At 65.3% G+C, this 19,117-nt stretch carries 22 protein-coding genes; 10 read left to right on the top strand and 12 right to left on the bottom strand.

Going from position 1 to position 19,117, the window contains the following annotated elements:
• Positions 1–17 precede the first annotated feature (17 nt).
• From rpmI to pyk, 3 genes are all read right to left on the bottom strand, one after another.
• Positions 18–218, bottom strand: coding sequence for a 50S ribosomal protein L35 (gene rpmI / locus BM171_RS03010; RefSeq protein WP_093009715.1), 201 nt, complete (start codon positions 216–218; stop codon positions 18–20).
• 121 nt (positions 219–339) lie between these two features.
• Positions 340–561, bottom strand: coding sequence for a hypothetical protein (locus BM171_RS03005; RefSeq protein WP_093009347.1), 222 nt, complete (start codon positions 559–561; stop codon positions 340–342).
• A 32-nt stretch (positions 562–593) separates the two neighbouring features.
• On the bottom strand, positions 594–2,039 hold the full coding sequence (gene pyk / locus BM171_RS03000; RefSeq protein ID WP_093009346.1) for a pyruvate kinase: 1,446 nt from the start codon (positions 2,037–2,039) through the stop codon (positions 594–596).
• A gap of 222 nt (positions 2,040–2,261) precedes the next feature.
• On the opposite strand from pyk, the gene BM171_RS02995 reads away from it, so the two are divergent.
• Genes BM171_RS02995 through BM171_RS02985 form a run of 3 tightly spaced genes read left to right on the top strand, consistent with a single transcriptional unit; the run spans position 2,262 to position 3,613 of the window.
• A complete protein-coding gene (locus BM171_RS02995) occupies positions 2,262–2,576 on the top strand; it encodes a DUF1244 domain-containing protein (RefSeq protein ID WP_093009345.1) in 315 nt (104 codons plus the stop codon).
• A gap of 6 nt (positions 2,577–2,582) precedes the next feature.
• On the top strand, positions 2,583–3,218 hold the full coding sequence (locus tag BM171_RS02990; protein ID WP_093009344.1) for a DUF5671 domain-containing protein: 636 nt from the start codon (positions 2,583–2,585) through the stop codon (positions 3,216–3,218).
• Positions 3,215–3,613, top strand: a complete 399-nt coding sequence (locus BM171_RS02985; RefSeq protein WP_093009343.1) for a hypothetical protein — start codon at positions 3,215–3,217, stop codon at positions 3,611–3,613. The genes BM171_RS02990 and BM171_RS02985 overlap by 4 nt, the downstream gene beginning before the upstream one ends.
• Before the next feature lie 63 nt (positions 3,614–3,676).
• On the opposite strand, the gene ald is transcribed toward BM171_RS02985, so the two are convergent.
• Complete coding sequence (gene ald / locus BM171_RS02980) at positions 3,677–4,801, bottom strand: alanine dehydrogenase (protein ID WP_093009342.1); 1,125 nt, start codon at positions 4,799–4,801, stop codon at positions 3,677–3,679.
• Between the two features lie 137 nt (positions 4,802–4,938).
• Between ald and BM171_RS02975 the strand changes: the two genes are divergently transcribed.
• Both BM171_RS02975 and BM171_RS02970 read left to right on the top strand, forming a co-directional pair.
• Positions 4,939–5,397, top strand: a complete 459-nt coding sequence (locus tag BM171_RS02975) for an Lrp/AsnC family transcriptional regulator (protein ID WP_093009341.1) — start codon at positions 4,939–4,941, stop codon at positions 5,395–5,397.
• A 58-nt stretch (positions 5,398–5,455) separates the two neighbouring features.
• Positions 5,456–7,048: a GMC family oxidoreductase gene (locus tag BM171_RS02970; protein WP_093009714.1), complete on the top strand. Its 1,593-nt coding sequence runs from the start codon at positions 5,456–5,458 to the stop codon at positions 7,046–7,048.
• A 119-nt stretch (positions 7,049–7,167) separates the two neighbouring features.
• On the opposite strand, the gene rpsU is transcribed toward BM171_RS02970, so the two are convergent.
• On the bottom strand, positions 7,168–7,374 hold the full coding sequence (rpsU, locus tag BM171_RS02965) for a 30S ribosomal protein S21 (RefSeq protein ID WP_036556662.1): 207 nt from the start codon (positions 7,372–7,374) through the stop codon (positions 7,168–7,170).
• Between the two features lie 115 nt (positions 7,375–7,489).
• Here rpsU and BM171_RS02960 point away from each other — a divergent pair, with 115 nt between their 5' ends.
• Entirely contained in the window at positions 7,490–8,173 is a 684-nt protein-coding gene (locus BM171_RS02960; RefSeq protein ID WP_093009340.1) for a COQ9 family protein, read from the top strand.
• Here BM171_RS02960 and BM171_RS02955 read toward each other — a convergent pair.
• The gene (locus BM171_RS02955; RefSeq protein ID WP_139218660.1) at positions 8,164–8,496 is read right to left on the bottom strand and encodes a hypothetical protein; all 333 of its coding nucleotides are present in this window, start codon (positions 8,494–8,496) and stop codon (positions 8,164–8,166) included. The two genes, BM171_RS02960 and BM171_RS02955, sit on opposite strands and share 10 nt — an antisense overlap.
• Positions 8,497–8,593: 97 nt before the next feature.
• Between BM171_RS02955 and BM171_RS02950 the strand changes: the two genes are divergently transcribed.
• From BM171_RS02950 to BM171_RS02940, 3 genes are read left to right on the top strand one after another with little or no spacing between them, the layout of a single operon-like run.
• Positions 8,594–9,580, top strand: a complete 987-nt coding sequence (locus tag BM171_RS02950) for an NAD(P)H-quinone oxidoreductase (protein WP_093009338.1) — start codon at positions 8,594–8,596, stop codon at positions 9,578–9,580.
• Between the two features lies 1 nt (position 9,581).
• Complete coding sequence (locus tag BM171_RS02945; RefSeq protein ID WP_093009337.1) at positions 9,582–10,235, top strand: class I SAM-dependent methyltransferase; 654 nt, start codon at positions 9,582–9,584, stop codon at positions 10,233–10,235.
• Between the two features lie 11 nt (positions 10,236–10,246).
• Positions 10,247–11,221, top strand: a complete 975-nt coding sequence (locus BM171_RS02940; protein WP_093009336.1) for a quinone oxidoreductase family protein — start codon at positions 10,247–10,249, stop codon at positions 11,219–11,221.
• 17 nt (positions 11,222–11,238) lie between these two features.
• Here BM171_RS02940 and purD read toward each other — a convergent pair whose 3' ends face one another.
• The gene (gene purD / locus BM171_RS02935) at positions 11,239–12,501 is read right to left on the bottom strand and encodes a phosphoribosylamine--glycine ligase (RefSeq protein WP_093009335.1); all 1,263 of its coding nucleotides are present in this window, start codon (positions 12,499–12,501) and stop codon (positions 11,239–11,241) included.
• A 79-nt stretch (positions 12,502–12,580) separates the two neighbouring features.
• Here purD and xseA point away from each other — a divergent pair, with 79 nt between their 5' ends.
• Complete coding sequence (gene xseA, locus BM171_RS02930) at positions 12,581–14,134, top strand: exodeoxyribonuclease VII large subunit (RefSeq protein WP_093009334.1); 1,554 nt, start codon at positions 12,581–12,583, stop codon at positions 14,132–14,134.
• A 21-nt stretch (positions 14,135–14,155) separates the two neighbouring features.
• Here the strand turns inward: xseA and BM171_RS02925 are convergent, their stop codons facing one another.
• The 5 genes from BM171_RS02925 to BM171_RS02905 all read right to left on the bottom strand — a co-directional run bounded on the left by BM171_RS02925 (position 14,156) and on the right by BM171_RS02905 (position 19,101).
• Positions 14,156–16,357, bottom strand: a complete 2,202-nt coding sequence (locus BM171_RS02925; protein WP_093009333.1) for a 3-hydroxyacyl-CoA dehydrogenase NAD-binding domain-containing protein — start codon at positions 16,355–16,357, stop codon at positions 14,156–14,158.
• Positions 16,358–16,508: 151 nt separating this feature from the next.
• Positions 16,509–16,988, bottom strand: a complete 480-nt coding sequence (locus BM171_RS02920) for a hypothetical protein (protein ID WP_093009332.1) — start codon at positions 16,986–16,988, stop codon at positions 16,509–16,511.
• Between the two features lie 4 nt (positions 16,989–16,992).
• The gene (locus tag BM171_RS02915) at positions 16,993–18,204 is read right to left on the bottom strand and encodes an acetyl-CoA C-acetyltransferase (RefSeq protein WP_093009331.1); all 1,212 of its coding nucleotides are present in this window, start codon (positions 18,202–18,204) and stop codon (positions 16,993–16,995) included.
• A 14-nt stretch (positions 18,205–18,218) separates the two neighbouring features.
• Entirely contained in the window at positions 18,219–18,854 is a 636-nt protein-coding gene (locus BM171_RS02910) for a glutathione S-transferase family protein (protein WP_093009330.1), read from the bottom strand.
• A gap of 34 nt (positions 18,855–18,888) precedes the next feature.
• A complete protein-coding gene (locus BM171_RS02905) occupies positions 18,889–19,101 on the bottom strand; it encodes a hypothetical protein (protein WP_093009329.1) in 213 nt (70 codons plus the stop codon).
• Positions 19,102–19,117 lie beyond the last annotated feature (16 nt).

Raw genomic sequence — 19,117 nt, 5'->3', positions numbered from 1 at the left:
TTCTCGTATCCGTGGGATCAGCGATCGTAGGGCATATAGCCCTTGATGATCTTCGCATCGGGCTCCGACAGCGTGGTCGTGCCGCGCGCGTCGCGGATAAACTTCTTCGTGCGTTTGATCATGCCGTGGCGTTTGCCGGCCTGGCCCGCGATCACCTTGCCGCTTGCCGAGATCTTGAAGCGCTTCTTCGCGCTCGACTTCGTCTTCATCTTGGGCATTTCCATCTCCTCAGACTTTGAGTGTCGTTCCATGCGACTCGGCAATGCCACTTGGCCGGCCGCACGAGGCGTGAGCGGTCCCTCTAAGGGCTGCCGCGTCCAATTGCAAGCGCCGCGTTCCTCAGCGGAATTCGGCGATCAGGCGCACGAAAGACATCGGGATATCCTCGAATGTCAGGGAGCCGCCGCTTTGCTGCCAGGCGAGCCATATCGACGCGGCGCCCCCTAGGACGAGGAGGCCGCCCACCAGGGGGCGGCGACCTTCGGCAAGAGCCGCCAGGATCGACGTGATCGCCAGCGCGACAAGAAGAACACCGAACGCCAAAGCGATGTCGGGCGACATGCCACCCCCAAACCCAAATCACCTCGGAAAGGTTATTCCGGGTCGGTGGCGTAGATCAAACGCTCATCGCAGGGCGCGACGCGCAGAATGTTCGTCGTGCCGGTCGTGTTGAAGGGCACACCCGCGGTCACGACGATCAGATCTTCGGACGTTGCATAATCGAGCTTGCGGGCGGCCTTGGCCGCATCGACCACCGCCGATTTGAAACGGTCGAGATCTCCGGTCGTCACGCATTGCGTCCCCCAGGTGAGCGCGAGGCGCCGCGCCGTCGAGATCGAGGAGGACAGCGCGAGGATCGGCACGCGCGGACGCTCGCGGGCCACCAGAAGCGCGGTCGTGCCCGATTGCGTATAGCAGCAGATCGCCTTGACCTTGGCGCTCTCGGCGATCTCGCGCGCGGCGGCGACGATACCGTCGGCGACGCTCTTCTTGTCGGTGATGCGCGAGGCTTCGATGATCTCGGTATAAGTGGGGTCGTTCTCGACCTCTTCGGCGACGTTGTTCATCGTCGTCACGGCCTCGATCGGGTAGTCGCCCGCCGCCGATTCCGCCGACAGCATGATCGCGTCCGAGCCTTCGTAGATCGCCGTTGCCACGTCCGAGACTTCGGCGCGGGTCGGCATCGGGCTCTCGATCATCGATTCGAGCATCTGCGTCGCCACGATCACCGGCTTGGCGGCGGCGCGACATTTGCGGATGAGCCGCTTCTGGATCGGCGGCACGTTCTGGACCGGCAACTCGACGCCGAGATCGCCGCGCGCGACCATGATGCCATCGGAGGCGTAGAGAATCTCGTCGAACGCTTTGACCGCCGCCGGTTTCTCGATCTTCGAAAGGATCGCGGCGCGTCCCTTGGCAAGGCGGCGCGCCTCCTCGACGTCGGCGGCGCGCTGCACGAAGGACAGGGCCAGCCAATCGACGCCAAGATCGGCCACGAATTCGAGATCCTCGCGATCCTTCTCGGAGAGCGCCGCCAGCGGCAACACCACGTCCGGGACGTTCACGCCCTTGCGGTTGGAGATCGTGCCGCCGACCGTGACCGTGCAATTGGCGAAATCTTCTCCGCATTCCTTCACTTGCAGCCGGATCTTGCCGTCATTGACGAGAAGCGACGCGCCGGGTTCGAGCACCTGGAAAATCTCCGGGTGCGGCAGCGTCACGCGGGACTTGTCGCCGGGCGCATCCGTGAGGTCGAGCCGGAAGTCCTGGCCTTCCTCGAGTTCCTCCTCGCCGTTGGCGAAAGCTCCGACGCGCAGTTTCGGCCCCTGAAGGTCGGCGAGAATGCCGATCGTCGAATCGAGATCGGTCTCGACCTGGCGGATGATCCTGTGACGCTCGCGGATCTCGTCATGGGTGCCGTGGCTCATGTTGAGCCGGAACACATCCGCGCCCGCCTCGTGCAGCTTGCGGATCATCTCGTAATCCGAGGAGGCCGGGCCCAGCGTGGCCACGATCTTCACGTTTCGCATCCGTCTCATATCGTTCTGCTCCTCGACGCGCCTTGGGGCGTCCGCTTGGGGTCTCTTGCAGCTGTTACCGCTATCGGTTGACCGCCTTATGACGCAAGGTCGCGCCCGGCTCAACTTCAACCGAACAGGGACGCGCGGCGCAAGTCTTGGGACGCATCGCGCAAGCGGGGCCTTGCACATGCCGCAGAGAGAGACGATTTTTTGACTTAAGCGATCATCAGGAGACCTCAGATGGACGATCAGACCCGCCTCGAGCTCGAAGCCGCCGCCTTCCGCGGCCTGCGACAGCACCTGATGGAGGAGCGCACGGATGTGCAGAACATCGACATGATGAACCTTGCGGGCTTCTGCCGGAACTGCCTGTCGCGCTGGTACCAGGAGGCCGCAAACGCGCGCGGCATCGAGATGGACAAGGAAGAGGCGCGCGAGATCTTCTACGGAATGCCGATGTCCGAGTGGAAGGCGAAGTACCAGACCGAAGCCGGGGCCGACAAACAGACCGCCTTCGAGACCGCCTTCGCGCAGAACGTGGGTTCGAAGGAGTAGCGCCCGGTGCGGCCGGAGGAACGCCGGGACGCCTTCGTGCGCGAGGCCCTGGCGCGCGGCACGGCGCGCGCGGAAATCAGCGCCGCCCTTGCGGATGTCGGATGGTCCGAGGCCGAGATCGCTCGCGCGCTCGGTCAATGGGCTGACGGTCCGGGCGGAATGCCGGTGCCGCGTCCGCAGCCTGCGCTCGGCGCGCGCGACGCCTTTCTCTACGGCGTCCTGTTCCTCGCGCTCGGGGCCAGTATCGGCTATATCATCTCGCTCGGCTTCTCGCTCATAAACGTGTGGTTTCCCGATGCCGCCGATCGTCCCTGGCGGTCCGGCTTCTCGTGGACGATGCGATGGTCGATCGCGAACCTCGTGATCTTCGTGCCGCTGTTCCTGCTGCTTGACCGCAGAATGGTCGTGAACCGGCAGAGCGATCCGGCGGGAGGACGGTCCTCGACGCGGGCCTGGCTCGGCCATGTCCTGCTGTTTCTCGCGGCGGCGGCGCTTATCTGCGATGCCGTGGCGGTCCTTTACGCGTTCCTGTCGGGGGATCTGACGATCCGCTTCGTAGCCAAGGCGGCGCTGGTCGCTGCCGCGGCCGGGCTGGTCTTCCTCTATCTCAGGGGCCTCATGGCCGAAGGAGCGCGCGCATGACGCCCGATCGTATCGCCGTGGCGGGCGTCACCGGGTTGGCCGTGCTCCTGGTCGTGGCCGCGCTCTGGCAAGTCGGCGGTCCGCAGGCCGGGCGGATGGAAGCGCGCGACGAAACCCGCTTCTCCGATCTTCTGTCGCTGACATCGCTCGTCACCTGCAAGGCGACGACGGAGGGCAATGTCCTGCCGCAGGATCTGACCGAAAGCGCGTCATGCCGCTACGATGTGCGCCTCAACGATCCCTATACGGATGCGCCCTATCGCTACGAGATCGTGGACAAGGAAGAATACCGGATCTGCGCCGATTTCGAGCGGCCCGAGCGTCTGACGGGCCGCGCGCAGAGTTTCGATGCCGAGGAGGGATGCCTCTACCAGCAGGTGGCTCTCGACCCCTGATGGCAGATGCGAGGGGCCAGCCCCTCGCGCTCCCCGGGTATTTGGACCAACCCGAAGAAGGGCTCAGTCGCCACCCTTGAGGATGAGCTGCGGCGAGGTGACGTCGAGGCCGAGCGCCCGGCCGACCGCGTAATAGGTCAGCTTGCCCGCATGGACATTGAGCCCTTCCATGAGGTTGGGATCGTCGATCATCGCTTGCTGCCAGCCCTTGTCGGCCAGCGCCAGCATATGCGGCATGGTCGCGTTGCCGAGCGCCATCGTGGAGGAGCGCGCGACTGCGCCCGGCATGTTGGCGACGCAGTAATGCATGATCCCGTCCACCTCGTAGACCGGATCCTGGTGCGTCGTGGCCTTCGAGGTCTCGAAGCACCCGCCCTGGTCGATCGCAACATCGACGAGCGCCGCGCCTGGCTTCATCTCGGAGAGCTGATCGCGGGTGACGAGCTTCGGCGCGGCGGCGCCGGGGATGAGCACCGCGCCGATGACCATGTCGGCCTCGGCCACCAGCTCGGCCGTGGCGGCGCGGCTGGCATAGGCGGTCTTGAACACCCCGCGGAAGGCTTCGTCGAGATGGCGCAGACGGGGCAGGGAGCGGTCGAGCACCGTCACGTCCGCGCCCATGCCCGCGGCAACCCGCGCCGCATTGGTGCCGACGATGCCGCCGCCGATCACCACGACGTTGGCAGGCATCACGCCCGGCACGCCGCCCATCAGCACGCCGCGTCCGCCATTGGCCTTCTGCAAGGTCCAGGCGCCCATTTGCGGTGCGAGCTTGCCCGCGACCTCGGACATCGGCGCGAGAAGCGGCAGGCCGCCCTTGCCGTCAGTCACGGTCTCGTAGGCGATGCAGGTCGCGCCGCTTTCCATCAGCTCGCGCGTCTGTTCGGGGTCGGGCGCAAGGTGGAGATAGGTAAAGAGCACCTGGCCTTCGCGCAGCATGCGTCGCTCTGCGGGCTGGGGCTCTTTCACCTTCACCACCATCTCGGCTTCGGCGAAGATCTCCTCGGCGGTTTGTACGATCCGCGCGCCAAGGCTCGTATAGGCGTCGTCCTCGAAGCCCGCGCCTGCGCCGGCTCCGGTCTCGATCAGCACCTCGTGGCCATGCGCGATGGCCTCGCCTGCCGCTTCCGGCGTGAGGCCGACGCGGAATTCCTGCGCCTTGATTTCCTTGGGACATCCGATCTTCATGGCAACTCCTCCTCTGATTTGCCAAGAGGCTCGCAGAGGGCACGCGCAATGTCCTCGGCAATCCTCTGGTCTTCGGGGGTAGAACGGGCAATATTCATGCGCGAAAACCTGGTTTGGTCGAAGGATCTTCGCGCATCATGTCACTCGATACGATGGACAGTCGGCTGTTGCGGCTTCTGCAGAAGCGCGGGCGGATCTCGAATGCCGATCTTGCGGAGGCGGCGGGCCTGTCGCCCTCGGCCTGTCATCGCCGTGTCGCGCGGCTCGAGGCCGAAGGCTACGTGGCGGGCTATGTCGCGCTGGTCGATCCGCGCAAGGTGCGCCTCTCGGCGACGATCTTCGTCGAGATCACGCTGACCCACCAATCGGACGAGACGCTCGATGCGTTCGAGACCGCGATCCGGCGCATCCCGAACGTGCTCGAGTGTCACCTGATGGCGGGGACGGCGGATTACCTCGTGAAGATCGTGGCCGAGGATACGGAGGATTTCGCGCGCATTCACCGGCAATACCTGACGCGCTTGCCGGGCGTCGCGCAGATGCATTCGTCGTTTTCGCTGCGAGGGGTCTCGCAGACGACCGCGCTGCCGCTCTGAGCGTCTTGCGCCCGGCCGCGGCATGGGCGAGCCTGCAGCTCGGGGGAGGAGAGCCGTGATCGAAACCGACTACATCGTCGTGGGCGCGGGCAGCGCAGGCTGCGTTCTGGCGCGCCGCTTGTCCGATGCGGGCCATTCCGTCCTGCTCCTGGAGGCGGGCGGGCGCGACAATTACCATTGGGTGCATATCCCGATGGGGTATCTTTACTGCATCGGCAATCCGCGCACCGACTGGATGTTTCGCACGCGGGCGGAGCCGGGCCTCAACGGGCGCTCGCTCCTGTATCCGAGGGGGCGCATCCTCGGGGGCTGCTCGGCGATCAACGGGATGCTCTACCTGCGCGGGCAGGCGGCGGATTATGACGGCTGGCGGCAGAGCGGCCTGTCCGGTTGGGGCTGGGACGACGTGCTGCCCTATTTTCTCAAGAGCGAGGATTACGTCGACGGGTCCAGCGACATGCACGGCGCGGGCGGGCCTTGGAGGATCGAGGACCAGCGGCTGAGCTGGAAGGTGCTCGACGACTGGATGGAAGCGGCCCACGCGGCCGGCCTGCCGAAGACGCGGGATTTCAACACCGGCAACAACGAGGGCGTCGGCTATTTCCGTGTCAGCCAGAAGCGCGGATGGCGGGTCTCGATGGCCTCGGCCTTCCTCAAGGGCGCGGACAAGGCTCGGCTCAGGATAGAGACAGGGGCCCAGGTGACGGGGCTGACCTTCGACGGCGCCCGCGTCACGGGCCTCGGCTTCGAGCAAGGCGGCGTGCGGCGCGAGGCGCGCGCGCGGGCCGAGGTGATCCTTTCGGCAGGCGCGATCGGCTCGCCGCAGATCCTGATGCTCTCGGGGCTCGGGCCCGCCGATCATCTGGCAGCGCACGGAATCGAGGTGCGGCGCGACATTTCCGCGATCGGCGGCAATCTTCAGGACCATCTGCAACTGCGCTGTTCCTGGCGGCTGACAGGTGCGAAGACGCTGAACACGCTCGCCAATTCGCTCTGGGGTAAGGCCCGGATCGGGCTGGAATACCTTGTGAGCCGATCCGGGCCGATGTCCATGGCGCCGTCGCAACTCGGCGCGTTCGCCAAATCGCGCGCCGGGCTCGAAACGCCGGACCTCGAATACCATGTGCAACCGCTATCGCTGCCGGCGTTCGGCGAGCCGCTCGATCCGTTCCCGGCGATCACCGCAAGCGTGTGCAACCTGCGCCCAGAGAGCCGGGGGCATGTGCGGCTGACGTCCAACGATTTCCGGGACGCGCCGGAGATCGCGCCGAATTACCTGTCGACCGAAGGCGACCGCCGGGTTGCGATCGACGCGATCCGGCTGACGCGGCGGATCATGACGGAGGGCCCGATGGCCAGCTATGCGCCGGAAGAGATGAAACCGGGCGCGCAGATCGAGAGCGACGCCGACCTCGCGCGCGCGGCAGGTGATATAGGCACGACGATCTTCCATCCGGTGGGAACGGTGCGGATGGGTACGGACGAGGCCGCGCCGCTCGACGGGGCGTTGCGGCTACGGGGCACGGAGGGTCTGCGGGTTGTCGATGCGAGCGTGATGCCCACCATCACATCGGGCAACACGAACGCGCCGACGGTGATGATTGCCGAAAAGGCGAGCGACATGATCTTGCAAGCTGCGCGGGGCGGGTGAGCGGAGAAAACGTCGGGCCGAAACCGGAGAAGCCCCCCAAAAGCGACAAACCCCCGCGGTTTCCACCGGCGGGGGTCGTCTCACTCGGGCTAAGCGCCCTCAGTGTTCAATCTGGCAGCTCAGAGCATGCCTTCGCGCTGTGCCTTCTTGCGCGCCAGCTTGCGCGCACGGCGGATCGCTTCGGCCTTCTCTCGGGCTTTCTTCTCGGAGGGTTTCTCGAAATGTTGCCGAAGCTTCATTTCCCGAAACACGCCCTCACGCTGGAGTTTCTTCTTCAGCGCACGAAGTGCCTGATCGACGTTGTTGTCGCGAACACTTACCTGCATGTGGTTGTCACCACCTTCCTAAGTTGAGTTGCAATGAAATTTGCAGGAGGTGGCCGTATAGCAAAGGCTCGCTAGCTTGTCTAGGGTACCGCAGACAACCAGCCAGAGAGGCGCCATGACCGACGATACCCGCGACAAGCTCATCGATGCCGCCCTGATGCATGTCCCGTTCGATGGCTGGACAGAGACGAGCTTCCGCGCCGCCATCGAGGATTCCGAGGTCGATCCGACCGTCGCGAAGGCGCTGTTCCCGCGCGGCGCCGTCGACCTCGCGCTTGCCTTTCACAAGCGGGGCGACGAGGCGATGATCGCCAAGCTCAAGGAGGCTGACCTCTCGGGCATGCGCTTTCGCGACAAGGTTGCTTTCGCCGTGCGGACGCGGATCAAGGCCGCGGAGGATCGCGAGGCGGTGCGGCGGGGCACGACGCTCTTTTCGCTGCCGCCCTATGCGCCCGATGGCGCGAAGGCGATTTGGGGCACGGCGGACGCGATCTGGACCACGCTCGGCGACACGTCTGACGATGTGAACTGGTACACCAAGCGCGCGACGCTTTCGGGCGTGTATTCCTCGACCGTGCTCTATTGGCTAGGTGACGATTCGATTGACAGTCAGGCGACCTGGGATTTCCTGGACCGCCGCATCGACGATGTGATGAAGATCGAAGATGCCAAGGCGCGGATCAACAAGAACCCCGTCCTGTCGCGCCTCATGGCCGTGCCGAACCGGCTCGGCGCTGCGATCAAGCCGCCGCGAAAGCGGGATGATCTGCCCGGCCAGATGCGCTCCGATCAGGTGTAAAGCGTGACCATCGTGACCGTGTGAAGCACCGCGATGGCGGCATTCGCACGGGCCACGGGATGGCGGAGGCCGAGCGCGGGCAGGGTCAGGATCTTGTAGAGGATCTGCAGCGGAAACAGCGTATGCGCGATCTCTGCGGCCTTGTCGGGAAAGACCAAAGCGGCGAGCGAGGCCAGAAGGATCGTAGCGTAGACGCAGGCAAGGATGCGCCGCGACGGCGTGTCGGGGCCGAAAGCGCCGTCCATGCCCTTGATGCCGCGCACGAGCCCGACGAGGACCGGCACCAGCACGGCGATATTCACGAGGAAAGACACCCAGATCATGCGCGCCACTCTAGCGCTGGTTCGGGCGCGCGCAATCCGGTTGCCCCCGCTGCGGCGATTGGCCAGTCTCCGCGCCAAGCGATAGAGGAGCGAGACGATGTCTGAGACGATGCGCGCGGTGGAGATTTCTGAAAGCGGCGGGCCCGAGGTTCTGGTCCCCGTCACGCGCGAGAGGCCCGAACCCGGCCACGGACAGGTTCTTCTCAAGATCGCCTATGCGGGTGTGAACCGCCCCGATGCGCTCCAGCGTGCGGGCAATTACGCACCGCCCCCCGAAGCGTCCGATCTGCCGGGGCTCGAAGCCTCCGGCGAGGTCGTCGCGCTTGGCCCCGGCGCGACCGGGCTGTCCATCGGCGACACCGTCTGTGCGCTGCTGCCGGGCGGGGGATACGCGGAATATGCGGTCACGCCAGCCGATCATTGCCTGCCCGTGCCCGCTGGCATGGGCATGAAGGAAGCGGCCTGCCTGCCCGAGACCTATTTCACCGTCTGGTCGAACGTGTTCCAGCGAGGCGGGCTTGAAGGCGGCGAAGTTTTTCTCGTGCATGGCGGCTCCTCCGGGATCGGCACGACCGCGATCCAGCTCGCGCATCATTTCGGCGCGCGCGTCTTCGCGACAGCCGGCTCCGCAGACAAGTGCGCGGCGTGCGAGAAACTCGGCGCGGAGCGCGCGATCAATTACCGAGAGGAGGATTTCGTCGAGATCCTGAAGGCCGAGGGCGGCGCGAACCTCATCCTCGACATGGTGGGGGGCGATTACATCCCGCGCAACCTCAAGGCGCTCGCCGATGACGGCCGGCTCGTGCAGATCGCGTTCCTGGGCGGGCCAAAGGCCGAGGTCAATTTCGCGCCGCTTATGGTGCGCCGCCTGACGATCACCGGCTCGACCTTGCGTCCGCAATCGGATCTCGCGAAGGCGCGCATCGCCGAGGCGCTGAAAGAGCATGTCTGGCCGCTTCTCGATGCCGGGCGGATCGGACCGATCATGGATTCCGAATTCCCGCTCGAAGAGGCGGCAGAGGCGCATCGGAGGATGGAAGGCTCGACCCATATCGGCAAGATCGTTCTCAAGGTCGCCGGGTGACATGGGCGAGGAGAGCCCGCGCAAAAGCCCGCTCGACCACCTCTACGATTGGGCGGTCAAGGACAGTTTCGAGGCGTTCCGCGTCGAGATGTCCGGCGCGATGCTGTTTCCCGAGAAGCGCCAGATCCGCAAATACTGCCTGTCGCGCGCTGTCGAAAGTTGCGGCCAGGGCGGGCTATTCGCTGAGTTCGGTGTCTGGCGCGGTCATGGGGTGAACCTTTTCGCCAAGCAGCTCCCGGGTGTGACGATCTGGGGCTTCGACAGTTTCGAGGGCCTCGAAGAAGACTGGACCGGCCATGCCAAGGGCGGACAGGCGGGCCGCTTTTCGCTGAACGGGACGCTGCCCGAGGTCGCGCCGAACGTCCGGCTCGTCAAAGGCTGGGTGCAAGACACCGTGCCGGGCTGGCTTTCGGATCACGAGGGCATGCCGATCCACTTCGCGCATCTCGATCTCGATACCTACACGCCGACGCGCTTCGTCCTCGACGCCATCGCCGCGCGCCTCGCCCGGGGCAGCGTGCTGCTGTTCGACGAGCTTTACGGCTATCCCGGCTGGCGTCATCACGAGTGGAAGGCGCTGTCGGAGGTGCTAACTGCCGATCAATACCGCTTCATCGCCTTCTCGGAGCAGGCGGTGGGGATCGAAATTCTCTGAGGGAGAGGGACATGGCCACAACGATGATTATCGCCGAACATGGCGGACCCGAGATGTTCAAGCCGGAGGACCGCGAGATCGGCGATCCCGGCGCGGGCGAGATCCGTATCCGCCACGAGGCGGCGGGGCTCAACTTCATCGACGTCTACCAACGCACGGGGCTCTACCCGATGGAACTGCCCCATGCGCTCGGCATGGAGGCTGCGGGGGTCGTGGAAGCCGTGGGCGAGGGCGTCACGCATCTGAAGGAAGGCGACCGCGCCGCTTATGCCAGCGCACCGCCGGGCGCCTATTGCGAAGCGCGGGTGATGCCCGCGGCGCAAGTCTGCAAGCTGCCGGATGCGATCTCCTTCGAGGAAGGCGCGGCAATGATGCTCAAGGGACTGACCGTGCAGTATCTTTTCCACCGCACGACGCCGATCTCGAAAGGCGACACGGTGCTGTTTCATGCCGCCGCCGGGGGCGTGGGGCTCATCGCCTGCCAATGGGCGCGGGACGAAGGCATCCGCCTTATCGGCACGGCCGGGACGGACGAGAAATGCCGTCTCGCCGAAGAGCATGGTGCGGAGACCTGTATCAATTACCGCGACGAGGACTGGCCGGCCCGCGTCCGGGAATTGACGGATGGCAAGGGCGTGCACGTGGTGATGGACGCGGTGGGCAAGGATACGTTCGAAGGCTCGCTCAATTCGCTGCGCCCGCTTGGCATGATGATCTCCTTCGGCAATGCCTCGGGTCCGGTGCCGCCGTTCAACATCGCGGAGTTAGGCGGAAAGGGCTCGCTCAAGATCACGCGGCCGACGCTGTTCACGCATATCGCCGATCACGCGACCTGCCAGGAGATGGCGGGGATGCTGATGTCCAAGGTGGAAAGCGGCGCGGTGAAGATCCGCATAGATCAGCGCTTCCCGTTGACGGATGTGGCGGAGGCCCATCGCACGCTCGAGGCGCGCAAGACGACGGGTTCGACCGTTCTGACGATGTGACCCGCGCGGCGCGCGCCTCAGAGCGCGCGCCAGCCGATGTCCCGGCGACAGAACCCCTCGGGCCAGTCGATCGCGTCGACTTGCGCGTAGGCGCGGGCTTTCGCCTCGGTAAGGCTTGAACCGCGGCCCGTCGCATTGAGGACGCGCCCGCCTGTCGCGACGATCCGGCCATCCGCCTCGGCCGTGCCAGCGTGAAAGGTCATGTGGAAGCTGTCCTCGGGCAGATTGTCCAATCCGCCGATGACGCTGCCTTTCTCGTAGCTACCGGGATAGCCCTTGGCGGCCAGAACCACCGTCATGGCATGATCGTCCGCCCAGTTCACCTGCGCCTCCGCCAGCCGGCCTTCGGCGCAGGCATGGATGAGGTCGAGCGCCTGTCCGCCGAGCCGCATCATCAACACCTGGCATTCGGGATCGCCGAAACGGACGTTGTATTCCACGAGCCGGGGCGCGCCGTCCTCGATCATCAGCCCTGCGTAGAGGACACCTTGATAGGGATGCCCGCGCCGCGCCATCTCCGCCATTGTCGGCTTCACGATTTGTTCGAGCGCGGCCTCGGTCACCGCGTCGTCCATGATGGGCGCAGGCGAATAGGCTCCCATGCCGCCGGTATTGGGGCCGGTATCGCCCTCGCCGACGCGCTTGTGGTCCTGCGCGGTGCCGATGGGCAAAACCGTCTCGCCATCGCAGAGGACGAAGAAGGACGCTTCCTCGCCGGTCATGAACTCCTCGATGACGACTTCAGCGCCTGCCGCGCCGAACGTGCCTCCGAACATGTCTTCAAGCGCGGCCTCGGCCTCTTCCAGCGTCTCGGCGATGATGACGCCCTTTCCGGCGGCCAACCCATCGGCCTTGATGACGACCGGGAAGGGGCCTTGCCGAACATGGTCGCGCGCGGCGTCGAGATCGGTGAAATGGGCGTAGCCTGCGGTCGGCGCGCCGGCAGCGTCGCAGATCTCTTTCGTGAAGGCTTTGGACGCTTCGAGCCGCGCGGCCTCCTGCGAGGGTCCGAAGACGAGGATGCCCGCCGCGCGCAGCGTATCGGCAACGCCCGCGACAAGCGGCGCTTCGGGTCCGATGATCACGAGATCGATGGCGTTGTCGCCTGCAAACTCCGCCACGGCGGAACCATCCTCGATGTCGAGGCGCGCGCAGGTCGCGATCTCTGCGATCCCGGCATTGCCCGGCGCGACGATCAGCTTGTCGCATTTGGGGTTCTGCATCGCCGCCCAAGCGAGCGCGTGCTCGCGTCCGCCGCCTCCGAGGATGAGAATGTTCATGGCGCGGGCGTCCTCTCGCGTTGTCCCTCTCGGGCCGGCGTTCTAGGGTGCGGTCACGCAAAGGACAAGCGGCAGGCTGATGGATCTCATCGACGACGACGGCGAGGGCGCGGAAAGCGGCAATACCCCCGAATTCACGGTCTCCGAAATCTCGGGCGCGGTGAAGCGCACGATCGAGGGGGCGTTCGGCCATGTCCGCATTCGCGGCGAAGTGGGACGCGTCTCGCGGCCGCGTTCGGGGCATGTCTATCTCGACCTGAAGGATGACCGCTCGGTCATCTCGGGCGTGATGTGGAAAGGCGTCGCCGCACGCATCGAGACGCAGCCCGAAGAGGGAATGGAGGTGATCGCCACCGGGCGCATCACCACTTTCCCCGGCCAGTCCAAGTACCAGGTGGTGATTGAGGATATCCGCCCAGCCGGGCAGGGCGCCCTCATGGCGATGCTGGAAAAGCGCCGCGCGGCGCTCGCCGCCGAGGGGCTCTTCGATGCAGGGCGCAAGCGCAAGCCGCCTTTCCTGCCCGAGATCATCGGCGTCGTGACCTCGCCCTCGGGCGCGGTGATCCGCGATATCCTGCACCGTCTGCGCGAACGCTTTCCACGCAAGGTGTTGATCTGGCCGGTCGCGGTGCAAGGGCAGAAATGCGCCCCCGAGGTCGCCCGCGCGATCGAAGGATTCAACGCGCTGACGCCGGGCGGCGCGCTGCCCCGGCCCGACCTTCTGATCGTCGCGCGGGGCGGCGGATCGATCGAGGATCTTTGGGGCTTCAACGAGGAGATCGTCGTGCGCGCGGCCGCGGCGTCCGAGATTCCGCTGATTTCCGCCGTGGGCCACGAGACGGACACGACCCTGATCGACTTCGCCGCCGATCTGCGCGCGCCGACACCGACGGCGGCGGCGGAGCTTGCCGTGCCGGTCAGGCGCGACCTTCTGGCCTGGACCGGCGAGATGCAGGCGCGGCTGGGCCGGGCGGTGTCGCAGCGGATCGAGTATCGCGGCCAGCGGCTTGGCGATCTGTCGCGCGCGCTTCCCCGGCCCGAGACGCTGCTCGACACTGCGCGCCAGCGGCTCGACACCAGCGGTGAGCGTCTGCCCGCGGCCCTGATCCGGGGCGTTCAAAGCCGCCGCGTGAGCCTGTCTGAAAGCGCGGGGAGCCTGCGCCCGTCGATGCTGCGCGGGCGTCTCTCCGAAGGGCAGCGCGGTGTCGCGCAATGGGGTGCACGCCTTGCGCCCGCGCTGCTGCGGCTAACAGAGGCGCGGGGCCAGAGCCTTGGGCGACAGGCCGACCGTCTCGACATCCGCCCCATCACGACGCGCATCATGCAGGGCGGCGAGCGTGTCGCCGACCTCTCTCGCCGGCTCGACCGGGCGTTCGGGGATACGGCAGAGGCAAGCCGCCGCAAGCTCGACGCGCTCGGCCGATTGCACGAGACACTGGGCTACAAGGCGACGCTGGAGCGCGGCTACGCGGTGGTGCGCGCAGAAAGCGGCGTCGTGACGACGAAGGCCGCTGCCGAAGCGGCGGGGGGGCTCGAGATCGAGTTCAAGGACGGCCGCCTCAAGATCGGTGGCAGCGCGAAATCCTCCTCCGCCAAGAAAAAAGAGAGCCCCGAACAGGGCTCTCTCTTCTAGTTTCCGCAATCTGCGGAGGCCTTACGCCGCTTCCGCCTCGGAGGGGCCGAAGCGCCCGTAGAAGCTCTGGTTCTTCTCGGCCATCTCGCGCAGAAGCGCCGGGCAGGAGAACCGCTCCCCGAACTTGGCTTCAAGCGCATCGCAGCGCTCTGCCGCATAGGGTGCGCCGAGAATGTCGAGCCAGGAGAGCGGGCCGCCCGACCAGGGGGCAAAGCCCCAGCCGAGGATCGCGCCGACATCGCCTTCGCGGATGTCCATGAGCACGCCTTCCTCGAGCGCGCGCACCGCTTCGAGGGCCTGCGCGAAGAGGAGACGGTGCTGCACGTCGGTCAGCTCGGGCTGCGTCTCGGCCTCGGAATAACGCGCGGCGAGTCCGTCCCAGATACCCTGGCGCTTGCCCTTCTCGTCATAGGCATAGAAGCCCGCGTTGGACTTCCGGCCAAGGCGGCCTTCGCCTTCCATCCAGAAGATCACCTCATCCACGGCTTCGTCGGGATAGTCGTCGCCCATCGCGGCCTTGGTCGCGCGAGCGATCTTGGCACCGAGATCGATGGATGTCTCGTCCACGAGCTGCAGCGGCCCGAGCGGCATGCCCACCATCTTCGCGGCATTCTCGATGAGCGCGGGGTTCACACCCTCGGCCACCATGCGGATGCCTTCGTTGATGAAGGGGATGATGCAGCGATTGGCGTAGAAGAAGCGTGCATCGTTCACCACGATCGGCGTCTTGCGGATCTGGCGGACGTAATCGAGCGCCTTCGCAACGGCGCGGTCGCCGGTTTCCTTGCCGCGGATGATCTCCACGAGGTTCATCTTCTCCACGGGTGAGAAGAAGTGGATGCCGATGAACTGATCGGGGCGCTTCGAGGCCTTGGCAAGGTCCGAAATCGGCAGGGTGGAGGTGTTGGTCGCGAAGATGCAGTCGTCACCGATGACCTCTTCAACCTTGGCGGTCACCTCGGCCTTGATCTTGGGATCTTCGAAGACCGCCTCGATGATGAGGTCGCAGCCTTCGAGCGCCGCGTAATCCGTGGTCGCGGTGATGAGGCCGAGCACCTTCTCTTTCTTGGCCTCGTCGACCTTCTTCTTCTTGATGCCTTGGTCGAGATAGGACTCGGTATAGGACTTGCCCTTGTCCGCGGCTTCCTGCTTCTGGTCGATCAGGACGACCTCGATCCCGGCCATTGCCGAGACGAGACTGATGCCCGCGCCCATCATGCCCGCACCAAGAACGCCGACCTTCTTGACCGACTGGTCGTCGATGCCTTCGGGGCGGACCGCGCCTTTCTCGAGCGCGCCCTTGTTGATGAAGAGCGAGCGGATCATCGCGGACGAGGACGGGTTCATCAGAACGTTGGTGAACCAGCGCGCCTCGATCTTGAGCGCGGTGTCGAAGGGCACGAGCGCGCCCTCATAGACCGCCGAGAGAAGCGCCTTTGCCGCAGGATAGACGCCCTTGGTCTTGCCGTGCACCATTGCCGAGGCACCGACGAAAGTCATGAAGCCTGCCGGGTGATAGGGTGCGCCGCCGGGCATCTTGTAGCCCTTGGCATCCCAAGGCTTCACGATGTCCTTGTCGCTTGCCTGCAGCACCCATTCCTTAGCCGCCTCGACCGGATCGGCGACGACCTCATCGACGAGCCCCGCCGATTTCGCCTTCATCGGATCGGACAGTTTCCCTTCGAGCAGGAAAGGCGAGGCGGTCATCGCGCCGAGCTTGCGGACAAGCCGCGTCGTGCCGCCGCCGCCCGGGAAGATGCCGACCATGATCTCGGGCAGGCCGATCTTGGCCTTGGGGTTCGGGGTCACGAAGATGCGGTGGCAGGCGAGGGGCAATTCGAGCCCGATGCCGAGCGCGGTACCGGGCAGCGCCGCGGCGATCGGCTTGCCGCCCTTCTGGGTCTTGGGGTCCATGCCGGCAAGTTCGATTTTCCGAAGCGCCTTGTGGAGCGACATGATTCCCTCGAAGAGACCTTCGGCGGCGTTCTCGCCCGCCTCGGCCTTCATGCCGGCGATGACGTTGAGATCCATGCCCGCGGCAAAGCTGTCCTTGCCGGAGGTGATGACGATGCCTTTCACAGTATCATCGGCGAGCGCGTCGTCGACGAGGCTCTCAAGATGCAGGGCCGCGTCGATGGACAAGACGTTCATGGACTTGCCCGGGCAATCCCAGGTGATGATCGCGACGCCGTCGGCGCCTTTCTCCATCGTGAAATCGGTCATGGTGTCGTTCCTCTGGTTTGCGGTTGGATCGTGCGGGGAATGACCCTCACGCGTGCCGCCTCGAATTTCGGTGCGCGACAGGGCCGCAGCCCGGTCGCTCGTGTCTCAATTGTGCGCCTGCCCGCCGGAGCGGAGCCGGCCCGTGGCCGGCCTAGTTCATCAGGCGAAACGGCTTCTCGTCGGGAAACCGGACGGAAAGAAGCGCGTCCTGGTGCGCCTTGTCGTTCTGGACGCCGTAATTGCTGCACGCGATGCCCCAGCGATGATTGCGCCGCACGATCTCGGCCATCGTCTCGTAAGGCTCGTTCAGCAAGGTCTCGCCTTTCATGATCCGCGAACGATTTGTGGTGCGGATGCAATACGTGCTGACGAAACTCGCGCTGACGACCTCGCGATCGAGATGGGTCATTCCGAGCCCTTCGAAATGCGCCCGGACATTCGCGAACAATGTGCGAAAGTCGTCTTCGCTGTTCAGGACCACGACCCCTTCGGTTGTCACATGCGTGTAGGGCAGATGGAACGCACTCAGCATGAGCGGGAAATCCCGGCTTTCGAGAGCCCGCCCCGTGCGCTGAAGCAGTTCTTTCGCGATCTCCCATGCAAGTGGGTCATCGTCCTGAACGCCGCTCATGACGTCACACCCGCTCGATGATCGTGGCCGCCCCCATACCCGAGGCGATACAAAGCGTGGCGAGGCCGGTCTGCTTGTCGGACCGCTCCATCTCGTCGAGCAGCGTGCCGATGATGATCGCGCCGGTCGCACCAAGGGGGTGGCCCATCGCGATCGCGCCGCCATTGACGTTGAGCTTACCGTGGTCGACGTCGAATGCCTGCATGAAGCGCAGCACGACCGACGAGAACGCCTCGTTCACCTCGAAGAGGTCGATGTCGGAGATGTTCATACCGTTGTCGGCGAGGATCTTCTCGGTCACCGGCACGGGGCCCGTGAGCATGATCGTCGGGTCGGTGCCGATCTTCGCGGTCGCCTTGATGCGCGCGCGGGGCTTCAGCCCGTGCTTCTCGCCCCATTCCTTCGACGCGATCAGAACGCCCGCCGCACCATCGACGATGCCCGAGGAATTGCCCGCGTGGTGGATGTGGTTGATCCGCTCGAGATGGGGGTATTTCAGAAGCGCCACCTTGTCGAAGCCGGGCATCGTCTCGCCCATCTCCTTGAAGGAGGGGTTGAGCCCGCCCAGCGATTGCATGTCGGTGCCGGGACGCATGTATTCGTCATGATCGAGGATCGGCAGACCGTTCTGGTCGCGGACGGCGACGATGGATTTCTCGAAGCGCTTGTCTTCCCAAGCCGCCGCTGCGCGCCGCTGGCTTTCGACCGCGAAGGCATCCGCGTCATCGCGCGAGAACCCGTATTCGGTGGCGATGATGTCCGCCGAGATGCCCTGCGGCACGAAATAGCTGTCCATCGCGACGGACGGGTCGACCGCGATCGCGGCACCGTCCGAGCCCATCGCGACGCGGCCCATCATCTCCACCCCGCCGGCAATATAGGCTTCGCCCGCGCCGCCGCGGACCTGGTTGGCCGCAAGGTTCACGGCCTCCATGCCGGAGGCGCAGAATCGGTTGATCGAGAGGCCGGGGATCGACTCGTCGAGATCGGAGGCCAGAACCGAGGTCCGCGCAAGGCAGCCGCCCTGTTCGCCGACCTGGGTCACGTTGCCCCAGATCACGTCCTCGACCGCGTGACCTTCGAGGTTGTTGCGCTCCTTGAGGCTGTTCAGCACATGCGAAGACAGGCGCACGCTCGTGACCTCGTGCAGCGCGCCGTCCTTGCGGCCCTTGCCGCGCGGCGTGCGGATCGCGTCGTAGATATAAGCTTCGGTCATCCTGTGATCTCCTTTCATGCCCGGTCGGAAGGATTGCCGGGCATCAGCTCGTAGGGGTGTTTCCAGCCGGGTTGCTGCGACAGGCGCGTCAGCCAGGCATCGATATTGGGCCAGTCCTTGCGGTCAAAACCGAAAGGTTCGGGGTAATAGAGGTAGCCGCAGCAGGAGAGATCGGCATTGGTGACGCCGTCTCCGACGATCCAGTCGCGGCCCGAAAGATGGGCATCGAGCACCTGGTAGGCGGATTTGAGGCGGCCCTGCATGAAGCCGATCACCTCTGCGGGGCGTTTTTCCTCGGGCAGGAAGTTCATGAGGAACCGCGTCATGCCTGCCTGGGACGACAGCTTGTGATTGTCCCAGAACACCCAGCGCATGACTTCGCGCGCGTCTTCGGGGCTCGTGCCGCCGAACTTCCCGCTCTTCTCGGTGACATACATCTGGATGACGCCGGACTGCGTAAGCTTGACCTCGCCGTCGACCATCACGGGCGCTTCGCCCATAGGATTGAGATCGCGGCGGTACTCCTCGCTGCGGGTCGCGCCGCCGAAGAAATCGACGAAGACGGGCTCCCATTCGAGGCCGGAGAGCTGGAGCGCCAGCGCGGCCTTGTAGGCATTGCCGCTCTCGCCGAAGCAGTGAAGCTGGATCATTCTCTGCCCTCCTCCCAAAGGGTCGCTTTGACGTTCAGCGTTTCCGCGCCTCGAGCTCGGCATTGAAGAGCCTGAGCCGGGCGGGCAGCGCCTCGTCATCCGTGACGCTGTCGAAATTCTCGAAGAGGAAACTCAGAGCCTCCCCCTCGTCGAGGCCGGCCTCCGCCGCGAAGCGTTTGAGCCTGCGATATCCGTCTTCGGTCATTGCGACGGGAAAACGTCTGGTCAGGCGAAAGCGTTTCGGCATGAGGCCTCCTGGCGGA

The organism is Roseivivax halotolerans (assembly GCF_900115815.1).
In the GTDB taxonomy this organism is placed as follows: Bacteria; Pseudomonadota; Alphaproteobacteria; order Rhodobacterales; family Rhodobacteraceae; genus Roseivivax; species Roseivivax halotolerans.
The sequence above is the reverse complement of the archived record's forward strand: the minus strand, read 5'-3'. Positions and strand labels throughout refer to the sequence as shown.